This window comes from Stenotrophomonas sp. STEN225, from assembly GCF_056756445.1.
The window spans coordinates 49,189-69,676 of sequence record NZ_JBRRBV010000014.1 but is presented as its reverse complement, the minus strand read 5'-3'; the positions used below and the strand labels follow the sequence as shown (position 1 = coordinate 69,676).

Sequence of the window (20,488 nt, the reverse complement as noted above, 5' to 3'; positions counted from 1 at the left end):
TTCGGTGTCGTGGATCAGGCGGCGTTCTTGACCGCTTCAACGACTTTCTTGGCGCCGTCGTTGATGTTGTCAGCCGGGATGATGGCCATGCCGCTGTCACGCAGCAGCTGCTTGCCTTCTTCCACGTTGGTGCCTTCCAGGCGCACCACGACCGGCACCTTGACGCCCACTTCCTTCACGGCGGCGATGATGCCCTCGGCGATCATGTCGCAGCGGACGATGCCGCCGAAGATGTTGACGAAGATGCCTTCCACCTTGTCCGAGGACAGGATCAGCTTGAACGCTTCGATGACGCGCTGCTTGTTGGCACCGCCGCCCACGTCCAGGAAGTTCGCCGGCTCGCCGCCGTTGAGCTTGATGACGTCCATGGTCGCCATGGCCAGGCCGGCGCCGTTCACCATGCAGCCGATGTTGCCGTCCATGGTGACGTAGTTGATGTCCAGCTCCGAAGCGGTCACTTCGGTTTCATCTTCCTGGGACTTGTCGCGCATCGCGACCAGTTCCTTGTGGCGGAAGTTGGCGTTGTCGTCGCTGTTGAACTTGCCGTCCAGCGCGTACAGGTTGCCGTCGTCCAGGATCGCCAGCGGGTTGATCTCAACCAGCGCCAGATCCTTTTCGTTGAAGATGCGGTACAGGTTCACCATGATGTTGGCGAACTGGCCGGCCTGCTTGGCGGTCAGGCCCATCTTGAAGCCGATGTCACGGCCGTGGTAACCCTGCACGCCCTCGACGAAGTCCACATTCAGGGTGTGGATCTTGTCCGGGGTCTCGGCAGCCACCTGCTCGATTTCCATGCCGCCTTCCGAGGAGGCGATGTAGCTGATGGTGCGGGTGCCGCGATCCACCAGGACCGACAGGTACAGTTCCTTGACGATCTCACCGGCGGTGGTCACCAGCACCAGGTTGATCGGCAGCTCGACGCCGGCGGTCTGGTAGGTGGCCATCTTGGTGCCGAGCATCTTGGCCGCTGCGGCCTTCACGTCATCGACGGTCTTGCAGAACTTGACGCCGCCAGCCTTGCCGCGGCCGCCAGCGTGGATCTGCGCCTTGACCATCCAGGGGCCCTGGCCCAGCGACTGGGCGACTTCAACCGCCTCATCCGGAGTAGCCGCGACCTTGCCGGCCGGGACCGGGATGCCGTATTCGGCAAGCAGTTGTTTTGCCTGGTATTCGTGGAAATTCATGCGTCACCGTGGGAATAGGAACGACCGCACGCAATTCCTCAGGGCCTCCGGGGGAGGCACCGGCACGGACCGCGGCGGGCCCACTATTGTGGCCGAGCCGGCGCCGGGGCGCAAAGAAGTCTGTACGCAGTACCGGATCCGGGCGGATTTCCGCTGTCATTCAGGCAGTTGCGGATCGCCGGCAGCCGCCCGGCCGCCCTCGCCACAGGCCGATTGCGCGACGCGGACCCGCGGCCGGGCATCGCCACGACCGTATACTGGGCATCTGCGTCCGCTCGGGCATGCCCGTCGCACAACCCAGATCCAGGCAGCCAGAAGGGGAGTTCCGGCGTGTCACCCAGTGCTTCATTGATCGACCGCATCGAATCGATTCCGCGGCGCGAGCTGTACTTCTTCGCCCTGTACCGGGTGCTGATCGCAGCCGTGATCGCCGCCCTGCTGTACAGCCCGTTGTCGATGATGGTCGGCGAGGCCCACCACCCGCGGCTGGCCTACACCGTCGGCGCGGCCTACCTGGCGTTGTCGCTGCTGGCCCTGGCGATCGGCCGCAACGAACGCTGGCTGCGGCCGATCGTGGTCACCGGCGTGCTGGTGGACATCATCGCCGCCATCCTGCTGGCCCACGCCCTGCCCGGCGCCAGTGCCGGCATCTCGATGTCGCTGCTGTTCAACATCGCCGCGGCCGCCACCCTGCTGCCGCTGAGCTGGGGCCTTGGGCTGGCCCTGGCGGCGAGCCTGGCAACGGTGGGCGAATACCTGTGGAAGCTGCTGGAGGGCGGCGACCCGACCCGCACCCTGGCCGAGCTGGCGATGTTCACGACCAGTTACCTGGCCCTGGCCTTCATCAGCTACCAGGTCGGCAGCCGCGCCCGCCGCAACCAGCAGCTGGCCAACCAGCGCGGTGACGAGGTGGCCAATCTGTTCCAGATCAACGAACTGATCATCCGCCGCATGCGCACCGGCGTGCTGGTGGTGGATGCCGACAGCCGCATCACGCTGGCCAACGAGGCTGCCTCGATGCTGCTCGGCGACAGCGACGGTGCGGGCGGAACCGGCCGCCTCGATCTGGCCAGCGTCGCACCCGAGCTGGCCCGTCGCCTGCAGCGCTGGCGCAACGGCTGGACCCAGGACGAACTGCCGCTGCAGCTCAACCCGGACCAGCCCGAAGTGCAACCGCGCTTCGCGCGCCTGCTGGCCGGCAGCGAACTGGCCCTGGTCTTCCTGGATGATTCCAGCGTGGTGTCGCGGCGCGCCGAGTCGCTCACCCTGTCGGCGATGGGCCGCTTCTCGGCCAGCCTGGCCCATGAGATCCGCAATCCGCTGGCGGCGATCAACTATGCCGTGCAGCTGCTGGAAGAAGGTACCGGCTTCAACGAAAGCGACCGCCGCCTGCTGCAGATCATCCGCCAGCAGTGCCAGCGCACCAACGGCATCGTCGAGAGCGTGCTGGGCCTGGCCCGGCGCGAACGTGCCACGCCGGAGAACGTGGATCTGGTCGCCTTCGTGCGCCGCTTCGTGCTGGAGTACAAGCAGGGCCAGACGCTGGAAACCGACAGCATCGAACCGATCGTCAGCGACACCTCGGTGCCGGCGCAGGTCGACACCCGCCACCTCTACCAGGTGCTGACCGTGCTGGTCCATAACGCCCTGAAGTACGGCCGCATCGGCCAGCAGCCGGCCCGCGTGCGGCTGCGTGTAGCCCGGCACGAACGCAGCGCGGTGATCGACGTGATGGACCGTGGCCCCGGCATTCCCGAAAGCGTGGCGGCGCAGCTGTTCCGGCCGTTCTTCACCACCTCCGAGCACGGCACCGGCCTGGGCTTGTACATCGCCCGCGAATTGTGCAGGGCCAACCAGGCACGGCTGGATTACATCCCGGTGCCAGCCGGCGGCTCGTGCTTCCGCTTGGTCCTGCCAGGTCCGCACACCCTGCTGCCCGATGGTTCCTGATTCTGTGCGTCAAACATTTGTCGCTTTCAGCCCCCTCGTTTATCTTTTCCGCCCATGAACGAAACCCGCAGCGCCCTCGTCGTCGACGACGAACGCGACATCCGCGAACTGCTGGTGCTGACGCTCGGCCGCATGGGGCTGCGCATCAGTACTGCAGCCAACCTCGCCGAAGCGCGCGAGCTGCTGGCCAGCAATCCTTATGACCTGTGCATCACCGACATGCGCCTGCCGGATGGCAACGGCATCGAGCTGGTCAGCGAGATCGCCCAGCACTACCCGCGCACACCGGTGGCGATGATCACCGCCTTCGGCAGCATGGATCTGGCAGTGGAAGCCCTGAAGGCGGGCGCCTTCGACTTCGTCAGCAAGCCGGTGGACATCGCCGTACTGCGCGGGCTGGTCAAGCACGCGCTGGAACTGAACAACAGCGAGCGGCCCGTACCGGGCCCCGTCGCCGAACAGGGCGCCCGGCTGCTCGGCAATTCGCCGGCGATGGACGTGTTGCGTGCCACCATCGGCAAAGTGGCGCGCAGCCAGGCCCCGGTCTACATCCTCGGCGAATCCGGCGTCGGCAAGGAACTGGTCGCGCGGACCATCCACACCCAGGGGGCACGTGCTGCCGGGCCGTTCGTGCCGGTCAACTGCGGCGCGATTCCCGGCGAACTGATGGAGAGCGAGTTCTTCGGCCACCGCAAGGGCAGCTTCAGCGGCGCCCACGCCGACAAGCCCGGCCTGTTCCAGGCCGCCCATGGTGGCACCCTGTTCCTGGATGAGGTCGCCGAGCTGCCGCTGCAGATGCAGGTGAAGCTGTTGCGCGCGATCCAGGAGAAGTCGGTGCGCGCGGTGGGTGCGGCCAGCGAGGAACCGGTCGATGTGCGCATCCTGTCGGCCACCCACAAGGATCTGGCCGAGCTGGTCGAGGACGGCCGCTTCCGCCACGACCTGTACTACCGCATCAATGTGATCGAACTGAAGGTGCCGCCGCTGCGCGAACGCCGCCAGGATCTGCCGGAGCTGGCCGCTGCCGTGCTGGCACGGCTGGCCCGCAGCCACGGCCGCACCACGCCGCTGCTCGCGCCCTCGGCGCTGGAGGCACTGGCGCAGTACGCCTTCCCCGGCAACGTGCGCGAACTGGAGAACATCCTTGAGCGCGCGCTGGCCCTGGCCGAGGAAGACCGCATCGGTGTCGACGATCTGCGCCTGCCGCAACACGCCCCCCGCATGCCCGGCAACGGCACGGCCGCCGAAGCCGTGGTCGATCTGCAGCCGGGCAGTGCCGCCCTGCCCTCGTACATCGAACAGCTCGAACGCAGCGCCATCCAGCGCGCGCTGGAAGAAAACCGCTGGAACAAGACCCGTACCGCCGCGCAGCTGGGCATCACCTTCCGCGCGCTGCGCTACAAGCTGAAGAAGCTGGGCATGGAGTAAGGGCCGCAAGACCCAGCGGTCGGATCCCTTTCCGCAGGAAAGGGCTCCGACCCCGCCAGCACAACCGCGTCAATCCTTGGTAACGCGATTGATCTCGGCCAGGCTGGTCACACCCGCCGCGACCTTCCTCAATGCCGACTGCCGCAGGTCATTGACCCCGATTGCCTGCGCGGCTTCGGCAATCTGCAGCGCATTGCCACCGGCCAGCACGATCGTGGCGATCTCGTCGGTCATCGGCATCACCTGGTAGATACCGGTGCGGCCCTTGTAACCCTCGGTGCATTCATCACAGCCCACCGCCTCATGCAGCTGGATGCCCTCATCCAGCTGGGCCTGGGTGAAGCCCTCGGCCAGCAATGCATGCTCCGGCAGCTGCGCCGGGCGCTTGCAGTTCGGGCACAGCCGTCGCGCCAGACGCTGGGCGATCACCAGGGTCACCGAGCTGGTGATGTTGTACGGCGCGATGCCCATGTTCATCAGGCGCGCGATGGTCTGCGGCGCGTCGTTGGTATGCAGGGTGGACAGCACCATGTGGCCGGTCTGCGCGGCCTTGATGGCGATCTCGGCGGTCTCCAGGTCGCGGATTTCGCCGACCATGATGATGTCCGGATCCTGGCGCAGGAACGAGCGCAACGCAGCGGCGAACGTCATGCCGCGCTTGTTGTTCTGCTGCACCTGGTTGACGCCGGGCAGCCGGATTTCCACCGGATCTTCCGCCGTGGAGATGTTGCGCGTCTCGTCGTTGAGAATGCCCAGCGCGGTATACAGCGACACCGTCTTGCCCGAACCGGTCGGCCCGGTCACCAGCACCATGCCGTACGGCTTGTGGATCGCATCCAGGAACAGCTTCTGCTGGTCGGGCTCATAGCCGAGCTTGTCGATGCCCAGCTTGGCGGCACTGCCGTCGAGGATACGCAGCACGACCTTTTCGCCGAACAGCGTCGGCAACGTGCTCACACGGAAATCGATCTGCTTGGACTTGGACAGGTTGAGCTTGATGCGGCCATCCTGCGGCACGCGCTTCTCGGCGATGTCCAGCTGTGCCATCACCTTCAGGCGCGCGGCGATGCGCTGGTTCAACTTCACCGGCGCGCGCGCGACCATCTTCAACAGCCCATCGATGCGCAGGCGCACGCGGTAATCGTCTTCGTACGGCTCGAAATGGATGTCCGACGCGCCCTTGCGGATCGCATCGACCAGCACCTTGTTGACGAACTTCACCACCGGGGTGTCGTCGCCCTTGGCATCGATGCCGGAGTCGCCGCCCGCGCCATCCTCATCGCCCAGGCCCACGTCGAGGTTGGCCATCCCCTCATCGTCACCGCCCAGCGCGTCACCCAGCGTGTCGTGGCTGGCGTGCCACTGTTCCAGAGTGCGGCGGATCTGGTCCTCGTCGACCAGGATCGGCTCCACCACCAGGTTGGTGTGGAACTTGATCTCGTCCAGTGCGTGGGTCGGGTTGCTGGTGCCGACGAACAGCTTGCCGCCACGCTTGAACAGCGGCAGTACGTTGTGCTTGCGCAGCAGTTCCTCGCTGACCAGGCTCATCGCGTTCTGGCTGGCATCGAAGGTCGAGACGTCGAACAGCGGCATGCCGAACTCAACCGCATTGGCCGCGGCCAGCTGTGCTGCCCCCACCACCTTGTTCTGCGCGAACCACTGCGGCAGCGGCTGCCGCGCGGCGGCGGCCCGGGTCATGGCGTCGCGGGCGGTGGCCTCGTCCAGCGCACCATCCTGGACCAAGCGGCGCGCCAGCCCGGTGATGCCGACAAGGTTGGGGGATGAAACAACGCTCATGGGATTCCTCGTTACTCGTGCCCTGACGGCCGGAATTCAGTTTCAGAAACGGGTTGCCGGCCCATAGCGGCCAGGTAGCTCAGCAAACGCAGTGGTCCGTTTCCTCGCGCATCGGGCGCGAGCGCCTTCCAGTACTGGTCCGTCAGTTGCCGCGACGCCGTGGTATCCCCCAGCTGCCGCGCAGCGTGCTGCATTGCACCGAACAGATAATAGCCGGTGGCAGGGTCGGCCAGCAGCATCGGCGCATGCTCGCTGCCCAACAATCGCCGGCCTTCCGTGAGTACAGCGTGGTGGTCGTCGGTGGCCGCGGCGGCAACCAGGGCAAGGCTGGCGGACACGACGGGATCTGCCGGGGTGCAGTCCATCCAGTCGCGCTGCGCCCAGAGGGCCGCCCGCTGCGCTGCCGGCAGGAACGGGATCGTTTCTCCGGCCAGCACGAACAGCAGCCGGGTGGTTTCCATCGGAGATCCGTCCAGTTCGCAGCGCGCTGCCAGCCCACGCAGCGCCTGCGCACTCATCCAATCGGCATCCGCCGCATCCGTGGGCACCTCGCCCTGCAGGAAAGCTGCCACGGCCCGTGCGGTCGGACGTTTGTCATCCCGGCTGGACGCCGGTTGCGGCAGACCCGCCGCAGCACCCGTCACCTGCCCCGTTGGCGGCGCACTGACGATCCGCCAGGGGGCCGTCATCACCTGCTGGAAATCACGGGTGAACGCCCCCTGGAAACGTGCTACCGGGGCATTCAACTTCAAGGTCGGGAAGTAATCGGAATTGCGCGCGGCCGGATACAGAGGAACGAAGGCGCGCAGCGCTGCGTCATCCATGGACAGGGCGTTCTCCAGATCGGCCACGGAATGCACGCCGATCCGCGCCAGTTCCCCGCGCAGCTGCGGCTGCTGGAACAGGCTGCCCTTCATCGGCGGCAACGTGCCCTTCGGCGTCGCCACCAGGATCAGGTCGCCACGATTGGCCAGGTAAGCGCGCACATCGGAGAACTGTTCCAGCAGCCCCGCCAGTACCGAGCTGACCAGTTCGGGGGTGATCTCATACAGCTGCAGCCACTGCACGAACACGCCACCTTCGTTGAGCTGCTGTGGCACGAACGCATAGAACTCGTCGCTGAACAGCGCCGCCGTTCCACCCACCCAGGGATTGGACGGCTCGGAAATGATCAGATCGTACTTGCGCGGACTGGCGGCGAAATAGGACTTCGCATCGTCGATCACCACGTGCGAGCGCGGATCGTTGAAGGCGCGCTCGACACGCTCGCCGAACAGACGCGCGCCCTCCACCATGGCCGGCTCGATCTCCACCGTTTCCACGCGCCCGACGCGCTGGTCGCCCAACAGCGTGTGCGTGCTGAGCCCGGATCCGAAACCGATCACACCGACGCGCTGGTAATCATCGCGCAGCGCCAACGGCAGAGCCGCCAGCAGGATCATGGTCGATTCGTCGCTGGTGGGTGCCTGTGCCATCGACACGGCCATGCCTGCATCCACTTTGCCGTTGGTGGCGATGGCACGCATGCGGCCGATCGGCTGGGTGCTTTCATAGACCGCCACGGTGGCCGTCTGCCCATCGCGCGAGAACAGCATCGTGGCGGTATCCGCCAGACGGGCCGTGCCATGGCGGTACACCGACGAATTCAGCACCAGCGGATCGAAGCGGACCAGCACGACGGCCGCCACTACGCCAGCGACACCCAGCGCGCCAGCCTGCCACAGGGGCGAGCGCAGACGGCCCGGAGCCGCAAGCCGAAGGCGCTGCAGCAGCACCAGGCCCAGCACGATGTCGATCACCGCCGCGACCAGCAGCGCGTACTTCAGCCCCAGCAGCGGCATCAGCAGATGGATGGCCGCCAGCACACCGACGATCGCGCCGAGCGTATTGAACGCATAGGCCTGGCCGATCGCGCGCTCGCCCTGCCCGGCGCGCAGCAGCGCCAGGGTCAGCAGCGGCAGCGTCATGCCGGCGAAGAACGCCGCCGGGAACATCACCAGGCCGGCAATGGCGGCACTGGCCAGGTTGTACAGCACGTAACCATCCGCACTGCGCACGATGACCCGCATCAGCCAGCCGACCCAATCGAAGGCCTGCGCATAGACGAACATCGAGGCCAGCGCCGCCAGCCCCATCCACACCTGCACCCAGCCTGCCACGCGCAGGGGCGACGGCATCCGGTCGGCGCGGCGGCGCAGCCACAGGCCGCCGAAGGCGATGCCGAGGATGAACGCCGCCAGCATCAGCTCGAACGAATGCAGCGTGGTGCCGAGTGCGAGCGACAGCATGCGCACCCAGGTGATTTCGTAGACGAAGGATGACGCGCCGGTCGCCGCTGCGACCAGCAGCACCAGGCGCACCGGCACTGCGGTCTCCGGTCGTACGCCGCCGGCAGCCGGCGCGGCGGAGGTCACTACCGCAGGCGCGCTGCCGTCGCGGGCCAGCGGATAGATCAGGATGGCCACCACGATGTTGAGCAGGCCGGCACTGAGGACGGTGCCCGGCAGTCCTACCGCCGGCAGCAGCGCGTAGGTGGCCACCAGGGCACCGGCGGCCGCGCCCAGGCTGTTGGAGAAATAGAGCCCGGCCAGCACCTCACCCTGCGATCCGGGCTGCAGGCGCATGTAGCCCGCACTCATCAGCGGGAAGGTCGCGCCCAGCAGGATGCATTGCGGCAGCACCAGGGCCGTGGCCAGCGCCCAGCGCAGCGCCGTGGACGAGGTCCCCTCCATGCCCGGCATGAGGTGGGTGTATGCCCAGCCGGTCACGCCCTGGAACAGCCCGTCGAAACCGATGCCCAGCACCCCGATCACCAGCTCGATGACCGCGTAGGCCAGCAGCGGCCGGCGCAGCAGCGCGCTGCGGCGGCTGACCAGCCACGCCCCCAGCGCCATGCCGCCCATGAACAGGATCAGCACCAGCGATTGCGCGTGCGAGGAATGCCCCAGGAACAGCCCCAGGTACTGCGTCCAGATGGACTGGTAGATCAGCCCGGCGAAGCCGGAGAGCACGAAGATCAGAAGCAGCCATGGGCCATGGCTGAATGAAGGACGGCGCATTGCGAACTCCCCAGTCGCACGGTCGATTTCAACAGAAGAACAAACTTCGCGGACTCAATGCAAGCGTGTGACCAGACGCGATCCGGTCAACCCGGAGCGCTGAAACGAAAACGGGGAGCCTGGGCTCCCCGTTCTCATACTGCGATCAGCAAGCGCTGATTACTCGCCGCCGCCACCGTTACCGCCAGCAGCAGGAGCGCCCTGGCACGAACCCGGGCGGAACTTGGTGTCGATGCTGCCAGCGCAGGTCCAGGCCGGCACGACGCCGCTGGCCACCTTGGTGCCATCCGGAGTCAGGGTGATGGTCTTGCCGTCAATGTTGGTGTCACCGATAGCCTGGGCAGTCGCAACGATCTCGGTGCCGTCCCAGGTGACCGACTTGACGTACTTGGTCTCCTGGAAATCCGGCTCCCAGGTGGCCGGCGGCAGGGCATTGTTGCTGGCCACGTATTCCGACACGTCGGTACGCAGCGAAGAAGCCGCAAGGATCACTTCCGAAACCTTGGCCTTCTTGGTGTAGTTCGAGTAAGCCGGCAGCGCGATGGCGGCCAGGATGGCGATGATCGCAACGACGATCATCAGTTCGATCAGGGTGAAGCCCTTCTGGTTCTTCATGGTGGTACGTCCCCAAGTAGTGGTGGTTGATTTTCCGGGTGCGGCAACCGGCCGGCCAGATGACCGGATGAGCAGGCTGCCCGTCCCCGCGGGTGGATCAACGCAGGTTGCGTGCCAATCTCCCATGGCCACGCCTCCCCCGATTTCCCCGCGCCAATGATGGCAGCTATTTCGCGGATGGGAACCCCCCTGCGCCGAATCTGCGATGGACGCGGCAATGTGACGCAGCGCGTCACCTTCCGCCTCGACGCGTCGAAAACCCTGCACGCCGTCACGCCGGCAGGCTCCCCGGACGGGTCTGAACCAGCTACCATCGCCGCTCAGGATGCCCGCCTGGGGATGGCGGGCCTGGGGAGCCAACATGTCTGTGAGTCGCAGTGCGATCAAGAAGGAGCCCGTGGCCCGCGCCACGATGGAGCTGCAGCCGTTTGTCTGGGAGGGGACCGACAAGCGGGGCATAAAGATGAAGGGTGAGCAGCTGGCGAAGAACGCCAATATGCTGCGCGCCGAACTGCGCAAACAGGGCATCAGCCCGGGCCAGGTCAAGCCCAAGCCGAAGCCGCTGTTCGGTGCGGCTGGCAGGCCGGTCTCGCCGAAGGACATCGCGTTCTTCAGCCGGCAGATGGCCACGATGATGAAGTCCGGCGTGCCGATCGTGTCGGCGCTGGAGATCATCGGCAGCGGGCACAAGAACCCGCGCATGAAGAAGATGGTGGACACGATCCGCACCGACATCGAGGGCGGCTCGTCGCTGTACGAGGCCATCAGCAAGCATCCGGTGCAGTTCGATGAGCTCTACCGCAACCTGGTACGGGCCGGCGAAAGCGCCGGCGTGCTGGAGACCGTGCTGGACACCATCGCCTCCTACAAGGAGAACCTCGAGGCACTGAAGGGCAAGATCAAGAAGGCGCTGTTCTACCCGGCCATGGTGCTGGTGGTGGCGTTCCTGGTCAGCACGATCCTGCTGGTCTGGGTGGTCCCGCAGTTCGAGGAAGTCTTCCAGAGCTTCGGTGCCGACCTGCCGGCATTCACCCAGATGGTGGTGAACCTGTCACGGTTCATGGTGTCGTGGTGGTGGCTGATCGCCATCGTCGCCATCGGCGCGGTGGTGGCGATCGCCATGACCTACCGGCGATCGGAGAAGATGCAGCACACCGTCGACCGGCTGATCCTGAAGGTGCCGGTCATCGGCCAGATCATGCACAACAGTGCGATCGCCCGCTTCTCCCGCACCACAGCGGTGACCTTCAAGGCCGGCGTGCCGCTGGTGGAGGCCCTGGGCATCGTCGCCGGCGCCACCGGCAACAAGGTCTACGGCGAGGCGGTGCTGCGCATGCGCGACGACGTTTCGGTCGGCTATCCGGTCAACATGGCGATGAAACAGCTGAACCTGTTCCCGCACATGGTGATCCAGATGACCGGCATCGGCGAGGAGGCCGGCGCCCTTGACACCATGCTGTTCAAGGTCGCCGAATACTACGAGCAGGAGGTCAACAACGCCGTGGATGCCTTGAGCAGCCTGCTGGAACCGATGATCATGGTGTTCATTGGTACCATTGTCGGCGGCTTGGTCATTGCGATGTACCTGCCGATCTTCAAACTGGGCGCCGTCGTCGGATAAAAATACATGGCTTTTCTCGACCAGCACCCCGGCCTCGGCTACCCCGCCGCGGCCGGACTGGGACTGCTGCTGGGCAGTTTCCTCAATGTTGTCATCCTGCGCCTGCCCAAGCGGCTGGAATGGCAGTGGAAGCGCGATGCGCGCGAAGTGCTGGAGGAACCGGACTTCTACGAGCCGCCGCCGCCGGGCATCGTGGTCGAGCCGTCGCACTGCCCGCATTGCAAGCACAAGCTGTCCTGGTACGAGAACATCCCGCTGTTCAGCTGGCTGATCCAGGGGGGCAAATGCCGCCACTGCAAGGCGCCGATCTCGCTGCAGTACCCGCTGGTGGAAGCGATGACCGCCCTGCTGGTGCTGGCCTGCGTGTGGCAGTTCGGCTTCGGCTGGCAGGGCTTCGGCGCCATCGTGCTGACCTGTTTCCTGATCGCGCTGTCCGGCATCGACCTGCGCACCCAGCTGCTGCCCGACCAGCTGACCCTGCCCCTGATGTGGCTGGGCCTGATCGGCAGCATCGACAATCTGTACATGCCCGCCAAGCCGGCCCTGGTCGGCGCGGCCGTGGGCTATCTGTCGCTGTGGACGGTCTGGTGGCTGTTCAAGCAGCTGACCGGCAAGGAGGGCATGGGCCATGGTGACTTCAAGCTGCTGGCGGCGCTCGGCGCCTGGTGCGGCCTGAAGGGCATCCTGCCGATCATCCTGCTGTCCTCGGTGATCGGCGCCATCGTCGGTTCGATCTGGCTCTACAGCCGCGGACGCGATCGCGCCACGCCGATTCCGTTCGGCCCGTACCTGGCCATCGCCGGCTGGTTGTTCTTCATGTGGGGCGAACCGCTGGTGGAGCGCTACCTGGCCCTGAGCGGCCTGCGCTGAGGGCGCCGCCGTGAGCCGCTACGTGGTCGGCCTGACCGGCGGCATCGCGGCCGGCAAGAGCGAAGTGACGCGGCGCTTCGAGGCGCTGGGCATCGTGGTGGCCGACGCCGATCTGGCCGCCCGCGCGGTGGTGGCCACCGGCAGCCCGGCACTGGCCCGCATTGCCGACCGGTTCGGCACGGACATGCTGCTGGCAGATGGCAGCCTGGACCGGGCGCGCCTGCGCACCCATGTCTTCGCTGACCCGGCCGAACGGACGGCACTGGAAGCCATCACCCACCCCGCCATCCGCCTGTTGATGCAGCAGCAGTGCACGCAGGCGCCGAGCCCGTACGCCATTGCTGCGATTCCGCTGCTGACCGAGGTGGGCGGCCGCCAGGCCTATCCATGGCTGGACCGGATACTGCTGGTGGATGCACCGGAAGCCGTACAGCACGCCCGGCTGATGCAGCGCGATGGCATCGACGCCGCCCTGGCCGACCAGATGATCGCCGCCCAGGCCAGCCGCGCGCAGCGCCGGGCACTGGCCGATGACGTGGTGGTCAACGATGGGCAGCCGGACGACCTGCAGGCGCAGGTGGAGGCGCTGCACCAGCGCTATCTGGCGCTGGCCGGGAGCTGACCCACCGGGCACGTGCCCGGCTTCCTGGCTGCGCTGCGCGGTGAGCCGAGCGCGAGCCCGGCTCTGCCAGGATCATCAGCGTGACCTACTCCACCTGCTGGCGGGCGTGGCGGACCAGTTCACGGGCGCCCAGCAACAGGCCATCGACCACATCCGGACTGAGCTGCTGATGGACGCCCCCCTGCTCACGCGCGGCTGCGGCGGCGTGCAGCACCTGAACCAGCACGTCCAGACCCGCCAACGTACGACCGAGTCCGGCCTGGGTTGCGACCTGTACCGGACTGAGACCCTCTACGTCCAGCCGTCTGCCATCAGCGCCGTCGCGACCATCCATGCGGGCCAGCAAGGCGGGAAGCAGGTCCTGGGGGTCATCCAGCAGGGCTTCGAGCCGCTCGGCAGCATCGGCAGGAAGCCGGTCGGCAGATTCGCCGATCAGGGCGCAGAGATGGGGAAACAACGGACGTGCGGACATGGTGAGGCTCCTCGCAGACGGCAGGCCACCTGCAGATGCAAGGTGGCGGACGGTGCGGGTTGGCGTACCGGAGACCAACATTCAGCAAAGAAGCTCCAGCGGATTCTGATGAATCCCCACGCACCGCCCGCCGTTGACTAGGCATGCGGTGCATTTTCCACGATGGACCTTCGCCCACCGATGGATTGCTGAATGTCGGTCTTTTTCAGGACGCCAATCCCGGCCGGGGCACCCGCCCCGGCCCCGCCATCACGCCATCCAGCGAAGCGCTTTTCTGTAAGGGGATTGCCAAGCTACGGGTGGCTGTAGCGATTCGCGCAGTGGTGCACGCCGAGGGCGCGGCACGCATCACGCACTTGTCGTGATGGGCCTTGCTGATGAAGTGATAGCGCCGCACCGTGCGCGCCGGTTGCGACAACCCGCGCGACGCGGAGCATCCGTCAGGCCGAGCACACACTGCCTGATCATCTAGGCCGCCGCATCTTCCACAGCACGCCCCCTGCGCAATGCCGCTTCCGCAACGGCCACACCGGGCGGGTTGAGATAGCAGGTGCGCCAGCGCAGGTAGCCCCACTGCCAGTAGTACTCGCGCCCCGTCAGCTGCAGGGCGTCGTCATAATTCTCGGGGTGCTTGCGCCATGCCGTCAGTTCCTCCAGCTCCTGCACCGACATCGCCAACGGAACCCGCGGCTGGAACAGTTGCCCAGCCCGTTGCATGCGCTCCCGCTCCTGCCGATGGGCCCGCTCCATCGCGTCCAACTCCTGCATCCGCTGCCGATAGGTATCACGTTCGCGCTGCTGCACGTGCAGCCACTCGTCATCGTCCAGGCCGAACGGCTTGAACCAGGCCCGCGAGTCGTGCACGTAGCCATCCAGAAACGTCGCCACGGGTTCCGGTGGCACCTGCCGCGACGCCCATATCTGCTCGATATGACCATCCAGCCATTGCTGCTCCTTCTGGCCGCGCAGCGTCGCCTGCACGAAGTCCGTTGCCGGAATGCTCTTGTGGGGCGGCAACGCGAGCATGCCGTGGTGCGGCGTGCTTACCGGTGCATTACGGATGCGCTGTGTCGCGTTGTTGTAGCGCATCCCCCTCACTTCCATTGCCAGCTCGGTGTTTCCGCCGCGCAGATCCGCACGGTCCTGTGCCGACGCCCTCTGGAAGGCGGGCAGGCTGGCGAAATCATCCAGATGCTGGCGCCGCCACAACAGGTACTGGCGATAGTGCGCGTACATCAGCACCGCCGTGCGATTGGCCTTGGACGCGGGATTCGTGCCCGGCAGGAATGGCGCCATCGTCTGCAGATAGGCGTTGTAGTGCTGGCGCAAGGCGGGAGAGACCTCGAACTGGCGCTGCAACTCCACGCGTGCCTTTGCGATAGGCAACAGTGGCACACCTGCCGCCAAGGCGTGCCTGTACATGTCGCACAGCGGAATCTGCGAGAGCTTGTCTGCGTCATTCGGCGAACGCCCCTGTTCGCCCGGCGCATACCCACCACCTACGTCCGAATGCACCCCAGGGTAGATGATCTGTTCGCAGTTCGTGCCATCCACCAGGTCCACCGGGAATGAACCGCGTACTTCATGTGCGGCCACCATGTGCACGCAGCGACGTACATCAGCGGGAATGCGCAGGTCTTCGGCTGCCGCCCAGCCGCCGTGGCCGTCGAACACCGATTCAAAGAAGCTCTGCGCGGCACCCACCGAAGCGACCGTATCGAACAGGCCCATGAAATCGATCTGCACGGGAATGCCACACAGGCGCAGGGGACCCCGCCCCGGATCGCAGGCATCACCCAGCCAGTTGCAGAATACGCGTGCCTCTGCCGCGCCCCGCGAGAAGCCGAAGATCGACAGGCGGATGCGGTCCACGCGTGGATTCTGGGCCTGGAACGGGGCCACCTTCTTCGCCAGGAAGGCCCGTCGCTCCTGCAATACCGCCCGGCGCGCCGCGTGATCGGCTCGGGTCAGATGGGTACCACGCACCCGCTGCAGCGCACCGACCATGTTCCAGAAGCCGCCACTGAGCGAGTTGCGCAGATCGAGCTCCTTCTCGCCTTGGTTGACAGCCAGATAGTTGGACAGCGGCATTCGTGCTGCCTGAGCCAAGCGCTCCACGTCCTGAAGGCTCAGGCGGAGATCGGCACTCATCTTCCGCGCGACGGGAACGGTGGAGTCGAAGCCCATTGCTTTGGTGACGGTAATACCTGTGAAATGATCGAGGAGGTGGTCCTGGACCTGCATCAGCATCCAGTTCACCCGGCCCTCGCCACCCCAGCCTGCTGCCGCCCCGGCTCGGGCGTGCCATCCGGTGCCGGTGTCGCCGACTTCCTTCAGCGCTTCCGTGCCTACGCCTTGGATGTAGCTGGAGAACTTTTTTCTACGTTGCCCCTCACGGCGCAATTGGTCAGCATCATAGACATCGAATAGCCGCGACACGTTGCTGTCACTCTTGTCCCCGCGTCTCTTGGAGGCCAGCCTGTGGTTACGCGTCCCATCAAAGAAGCAGCCTACTGACACGTCCACACCGCAGTCGGATCCAGATTCCGACAATGAGGCTGCGTATCGCGCCGCTTCAACGGAGCTCAGTCGCGTCGGATGCTCTGTCGTCGTAGTAGATACCCTTACCCTCACTATTTCGCCTCCTCGCCTGCAGTGGCTTCCAGAAATTTCCTGATCCTTTCTGGATCACCATGTCCGTCGCCGAAGTCGAGGTCGTAAGCGAAGCCCGGATATCCTGGGGAGTAGGGAGTGGCCACCACCCGCACCTGGTCATCCGGGAAGTACATGAAATAGATGAAGCCATCCAAAAATGGGGCATAGCGCGGCACAGGAACGTCCTTTTCCACGTAGCCACTCGGATCTTTCAGGAACATGCTGCTTGTTCGATAAGCCACGCTGACCTTCAGGCCCGGATGCCAAAGACGAGGAAGCGTCACACAACACGTGCGCCCGTTACTGCTGGCCTTCGGCTGAATACCTCCACCCCACGCATCATTAATGAAAACAGCACCCAGCCCTTCATCCGAGTAGTTGGCGATACCAATTTTCAAATGCATTTCTGCAGGAGCACCGGTGATGTCGTGGCCAGTATCAGGCTCAATAATTACTGGCTTCGTGGGATCCGGAGGCGTCGGCCCGATGCTGAAGTCCATGAACTTGAGCACGACACCTGCCAGGGCCAGCAGTGCAAGACCGATCAGGGCGAGCCTCGTCAACAATTTCCTCACGACCTTTATTTGATCAGGGGGTGTCATTCAATTGGGTCCCAGGTTATGGCCGCACAGCAAGGTATGATCTGCTCGCAGTCCGCACCATCCACCAGACTCGCCGGGAATGAGCCGCACTTCATGCGCCCCCCACCGTAGGCACGCAACGGCGCACAACCGCAGACAGCAGCACCCTCCATCCTGATCGAGGGCTCATGCGTCCTCTCCAGCAGAGCGCGCATCCCACGCGGTAACGGCCTTGACCGTCATCCGGTGTGCCAGCGCCAGATGGTCGATACCGCGCCGCGCCAAGCGCGCAAGCACGACTTCCGCACAACGATGTACATGTGAAGGCATCATGTCGTCCGGTCGCAGTGATGGCCGCTGCAGCACGAAGCGGGCGATGGCATCGGCCTGGCTCTGCCGGCGTAGTGCCGCTTCCTGTACGGCGGTGAACATCAAGGGGCTGGCATCGATAGCGAACAGTGGTCCCCCGGCGCCTGCCACGCGCATCCAGCCTCCTGTACGGGTGGGCAGATACCAGTCCTGCAGTCCGGCCAGCACACGTCTGCGTTGATCTCCATCCAACGCTTCAAGCAGGACGGCTGCCGCTCTCCCGTCAGCCCAACGCAGCAGCCAGGGCTCTCCCACGCTGGACTCGGCTTCCCAGATGCGTCGCAGGTGGTGGATCAGCGCCCCCGGTTCGGCTGTAGTACGCAGGACAGACAGCATTGGCGCACCAAGGCTCAGGCCCAACAGCGCCTGCCAGCACCGCTCGCGTGCGCGGGCATCATCGGGAAGGGTGAGCAGGCAGGGCGACAAGCGGTCCAGGCCCTCGCCCGCGTAGCGATGCTTGAACAGTGGCTGGATGCTGGCTGACAGCGCGTGCAGCGATTCGCAGGCAGTCGGCGCGAATGCCCTGTCCACTAGAACATGTGCAGGCAGGGCGTTTGCCGTCTCTTCGTCAGTGCCCTGCCACGGCAGCCCGGTGTGCTGCCATGGGTCAATCCAGGCAGGCTCAACCATTCTTCAAGGACCATGGCAATCCGGCCTGCATCGCCTTCTGCAGGCACTCCACACAGATCGTCTGCGGGAACTGCGGCAGGGGAAACAGTTCCTGCGCCGGACCGACGAAGGTCCGCCGGCCCGCCCTGAAGGTCAGCGTACCCGGGCACGTCACCCGCAGATGTCCATCAGTCAGCGTGATCGCGGCACCCTCCGCAGTGGCGATGCGCAGGGCGCGACCGGCCGCCAGCTGCACCTCGCCTTGGCCGCTTGTCGCCCGCAGACGGGCCCGTGACTGCAGAAGCACCGCGTCGGCCTGGGCCTGCAGGTCAAGCTGTTGTTCGCCGGCCACTACGCTCAAACCCGTCTGATCCGCGCGGTGCGCCGCACCGGCCAATACACCGATGGCCTGGCGTCCCTGCCAGCGGGCATGGCCGACGACGATGGCCGCGGAGCTGCCGCCACTGGCCAACAGCGTGCAGTCCCGAACTCCCATCTGAAACGCCTGACCGGCCACCTGGCAGATGCCAGTCGGTGCCGACAGGCCCAGCACGGGCGACCGTGTGGCGGGGACCTGCTCACCGGCGGTGCTGATGCTACGCGACGCTGCCACGCTGTCGGCCAGAACCTGCAACACCGATGAGCCGCTGGCCTGCCGGACACAACCGCGCAGTCGTATCGTCTGGTGCCGCCGCGCTGCGTCATCAAACGTCTGTCCCAGCACCAGGGTCTGCCGCAGCAGCGCAACCGGTGCCATCCGCAGACCCGCGGGATCACTGGAAGTTCGCGCCGTGCTGTCCAGCCACAGACCTGCCGTGGCACGTACCGATCCCCATGCGTCGCTACGCAGCTCGTATCCGTTTCCGCGCAGGCTGCCGCGAAAGTTGTGCTGCTGGTGACGCAACTGGCCCAAACTGAGGGAACTGTGGCGCTGGGTGGTACCCAGCCTGACCTGCAGCTGGTTGTCGCTGTCATCGAATTCGAGGCTGCTGCCCCCCTGGCCGTCCCAGCTCTGGGAACTGATGCCCCAGATTGCACCCGCGTTGCGCTGGGCGCATTCGCCGGCGCCAGCGGCATGCCAACGTGGCGCCTGACCTCCGGCCAGATTGTTCTGGGCGCTGGTGGCCGCATCACTGGCCAGTGCCAAGGCATCCGGACGCGATTCCCCGCGACCGTTGTAGAGCGCACCGACCACGAGGGGCCTGCGGATGTCTCCGTTGATGAAGTCCACCACTACCTCCTGACCCACGCGCGGCAGGAACTGGCTGCCAACGCCAGGACCGGCGAAGCGCTGGGCGACACGCAGCCATCCACTTTCCGCCCTGCCATCGGTGGCGAAGCCAAACCGCACACGGATGCGTCCTGCGCTGTCCATGTGCAACGGTGCGCCGTCATCGCCGCCCACTACGGTGGCCAACTGTGGTCCAGGCGCGGTGGGACGATAGTCCGGGTCCTCCAACCGACGTCGCCACCGCTGCTCAAGCGGGATGGCCTGGAACCGGTTTGCGTACCCCAGTGCCTGCGCGCGTGCTGCGGGCACGGTATCGGGCAGCGTGCAGGCCGGCAGGTCCTGCTGTAGTTCGGCCACCGACGGCAGCAGATTGACTCCGGCATGGTTCACTGCCGTAAGCAACAGCGCGGGCGCCGCTCTCTGACCCGGCACCGGCAGCACCTCGAATGCCTCGCCCGGCTCGAAGTCCGGCTCGGTCCCCTCGCCCGTCCAGCGCCGTTGGTCGCACAGTGCCGCTTCAGCCTCCCGCATCACCTCGGCCAGTGCTTCACGTGTGGTCTGCCACGCCGCGTGGCGTGCTGGCGAGTAGTCTTCCAAAGGACCATCCGCCGCGTCACGCACGGGCAGGCTTGCCGATATCACACGGAACGCATCGTCATTGTCCGTCACGCGTGTCATTCGGGTTGGCACCACCCTGCGGGACTCATGCAGGAACGCGATGCCCGGGCTGTCCACCACCCGCTGCGTCCGGTGCACCCGCCGAAGACCCGGGAGGACGCTGCATTGCGTACTGTCGCCAATGATCATCAGCGTATGTCCACCCGGCGCCTCAGGCCGTGCTCGAATGCACCAGCCCAGTCCTTCCTCGGCCATCAGCTGCTGCAGGAACGCCATGTCCGACTGGCGATACTGCACCCGATACCCCCGGCACCGCCGGTCCAGCGTACTCGGGCTGCCAGCGTGCCAGCACCAGTGTGCAAGGGGTGCGTGTTCCGAAAGCACGGTATCGATGATGCTGGCGACGTCCTCATCCTGGAATACTCGACTGTGGCGACTGTCGTGCAGCCAGGCTGTCCAGTCCGCCAGATGGACGCGGTAACGCACCAGACTGCCAACACAGGCCACACGTTCAACGCTGCGGATCAGTCCGACGCGGACGACCTCTCCTCCTTCCGGAAGGCGGGTGGTGATGCTTGCGGGCCGCGTCAACCAGTCGTCCAGATCCTGTTCGTGTTCGTCACCCAACAGGTCGATCTGGCAGCGCAACTCCCCAGACAACGACTCGTGCCCATGCCATCGCTCGACAATCAGCCGCGTGGCGGTCGGCCCGCAGAACCGATGGACACGCGAAGACGCCTCGCATGCGGCAGTGAATGATGATGATCGATGATGCATGACAGCTCCCTCGGCAGGCATGACCTGCGA

At 65.7% G+C, this 20,488-nt stretch carries 14 protein-coding genes; 5 read left to right on the top strand and 9 right to left on the bottom strand.

Annotated features, from left to right (window positions below):
- Positions 1-14 precede the first annotated feature (14 nt).
- Positions 15-1,184, bottom strand: coding sequence for an ADP-forming succinate--CoA ligase subunit beta (gene sucC / locus ACVOJ1_RS14200; protein ID WP_005418614.1), 1,170 nt, complete (start codon positions 1,182-1,184; stop codon positions 15-17).
- Positions 1,185-1,514: 330 nt separating this feature from the next.
- On the opposite strand from sucC, the gene ACVOJ1_RS14195 reads away from it, so the two are divergent.
- Both ACVOJ1_RS14195 and ACVOJ1_RS14190 read left to right on the top strand, forming a co-directional pair.
- Positions 1,515-3,134 (top strand): sensor histidine kinase, encoded by a 1,620-nt coding sequence (locus ACVOJ1_RS14195; protein WP_053517024.1) that lies wholly within the window; start codon positions 1,515-1,517, stop codon positions 3,132-3,134.
- A 54-nt stretch (positions 3,135-3,188) separates the two neighbouring features.
- A complete protein-coding gene (locus tag ACVOJ1_RS14190) occupies positions 3,189-4,562 on the top strand; it encodes a sigma-54-dependent transcriptional regulator (protein WP_053517026.1) in 1,374 nt (457 codons plus the stop codon).
- 69 nt (positions 4,563-4,631) lie between these two features.
- Here the strand turns inward: ACVOJ1_RS14190 and pilB are convergent, their stop codons facing one another.
- The 3 genes from pilB to ACVOJ1_RS14175 all read right to left on the bottom strand — a co-directional run bounded on the left by pilB (position 4,632) and on the right by ACVOJ1_RS14175 (position 10,033).
- Positions 4,632-6,359, bottom strand: coding sequence for a type IV-A pilus assembly ATPase PilB (pilB, locus tag ACVOJ1_RS14185; protein ID WP_053517028.1), 1,728 nt, complete (start codon positions 6,357-6,359; stop codon positions 4,632-4,634).
- A gap of 11 nt (positions 6,360-6,370) precedes the next feature.
- Positions 6,371-9,418 carry a fused MFS/spermidine synthase gene (locus tag ACVOJ1_RS14180; RefSeq protein ID WP_346480563.1) on the bottom strand — a complete coding sequence of 1,016 codons (3,048 nt, stop codon included), beginning with the start codon at positions 9,416-9,418 and terminating at the stop codon, positions 6,371-6,373.
- A 159-nt stretch (positions 9,419-9,577) separates the two neighbouring features.
- Positions 9,578-10,033 (bottom strand): pilin, encoded by a 456-nt coding sequence (locus ACVOJ1_RS14175; protein ID WP_197571760.1) that lies wholly within the window; start codon positions 10,031-10,033, stop codon positions 9,578-9,580.
- 361 nt (positions 10,034-10,394) lie between these two features.
- Here ACVOJ1_RS14175 and ACVOJ1_RS14170 point away from each other — a divergent pair, with 361 nt between their 5' ends.
- Genes ACVOJ1_RS14170 through coaE form a run of 3 tightly spaced genes read left to right on the top strand, consistent with a single transcriptional unit; the run spans position 10,395 to position 13,146 of the window.
- Positions 10,395-11,654, top strand: a complete 1,260-nt coding sequence (locus tag ACVOJ1_RS14170; RefSeq protein ID WP_346480562.1) for a type II secretion system F family protein — start codon at positions 10,395-10,397, stop codon at positions 11,652-11,654.
- 6 nt (positions 11,655-11,660) lie between these two features.
- Positions 11,661-12,524 carry a prepilin peptidase gene (locus ACVOJ1_RS14165; protein WP_053517036.1) on the top strand — a complete coding sequence of 288 codons (864 nt, stop codon included), beginning with the start codon at positions 11,661-11,663 and terminating at the stop codon, positions 12,522-12,524.
- Between the two features lie 10 nt (positions 12,525-12,534).
- Positions 12,535-13,146, top strand: coding sequence for a dephospho-CoA kinase (coaE, locus tag ACVOJ1_RS14160; protein ID WP_065175777.1), 612 nt, complete (start codon positions 12,535-12,537; stop codon positions 13,144-13,146).
- A gap of 85 nt (positions 13,147-13,231) precedes the next feature.
- On the opposite strand, the gene ACVOJ1_RS14155 is transcribed toward coaE, so the two are convergent.
- From ACVOJ1_RS14155 to ACVOJ1_RS14135, 5 genes are all read right to left on the bottom strand, one after another.
- Complete coding sequence (locus ACVOJ1_RS14155) at positions 13,232-13,618, bottom strand: hypothetical protein (RefSeq protein WP_065181646.1); 387 nt, start codon at positions 13,616-13,618, stop codon at positions 13,232-13,234.
- A 468-nt stretch (positions 13,619-14,086) separates the two neighbouring features.
- On the bottom strand, positions 14,087-16,252 hold the full coding sequence (locus ACVOJ1_RS14150; protein ID WP_346480561.1) for a T6SS phospholipase effector Tle1-like catalytic domain-containing protein: 2,166 nt from the start codon (positions 16,250-16,252) through the stop codon (positions 14,087-14,089).
- Positions 16,252-16,875, bottom strand: a complete 624-nt coding sequence (locus ACVOJ1_RS14145) for a DUF3304 domain-containing protein (RefSeq protein WP_346480560.1) — start codon at positions 16,873-16,875, stop codon at positions 16,252-16,254. Before ACVOJ1_RS14145 ends, ACVOJ1_RS14150 begins: the two co-directional genes overlap by 1 nt.
- A 165-nt stretch (positions 16,876-17,040) precedes the next feature.
- The gene (locus ACVOJ1_RS14140) at positions 17,041-17,754 is read right to left on the bottom strand and encodes a DUF4123 domain-containing protein (protein WP_180875503.1); all 714 of its coding nucleotides are present in this window, start codon (positions 17,752-17,754) and stop codon (positions 17,041-17,043) included.
- Positions 17,755-17,845: 91 nt separating this feature from the next.
- Positions 17,846-20,458: a type VI secretion system Vgr family protein gene (locus ACVOJ1_RS14135; protein ID WP_346480559.1), complete on the bottom strand. Its 2,613-nt coding sequence runs from the start codon at positions 20,456-20,458 to the stop codon at positions 17,846-17,848.
- Positions 20,459-20,488: the final 30 nt, after the last annotated feature.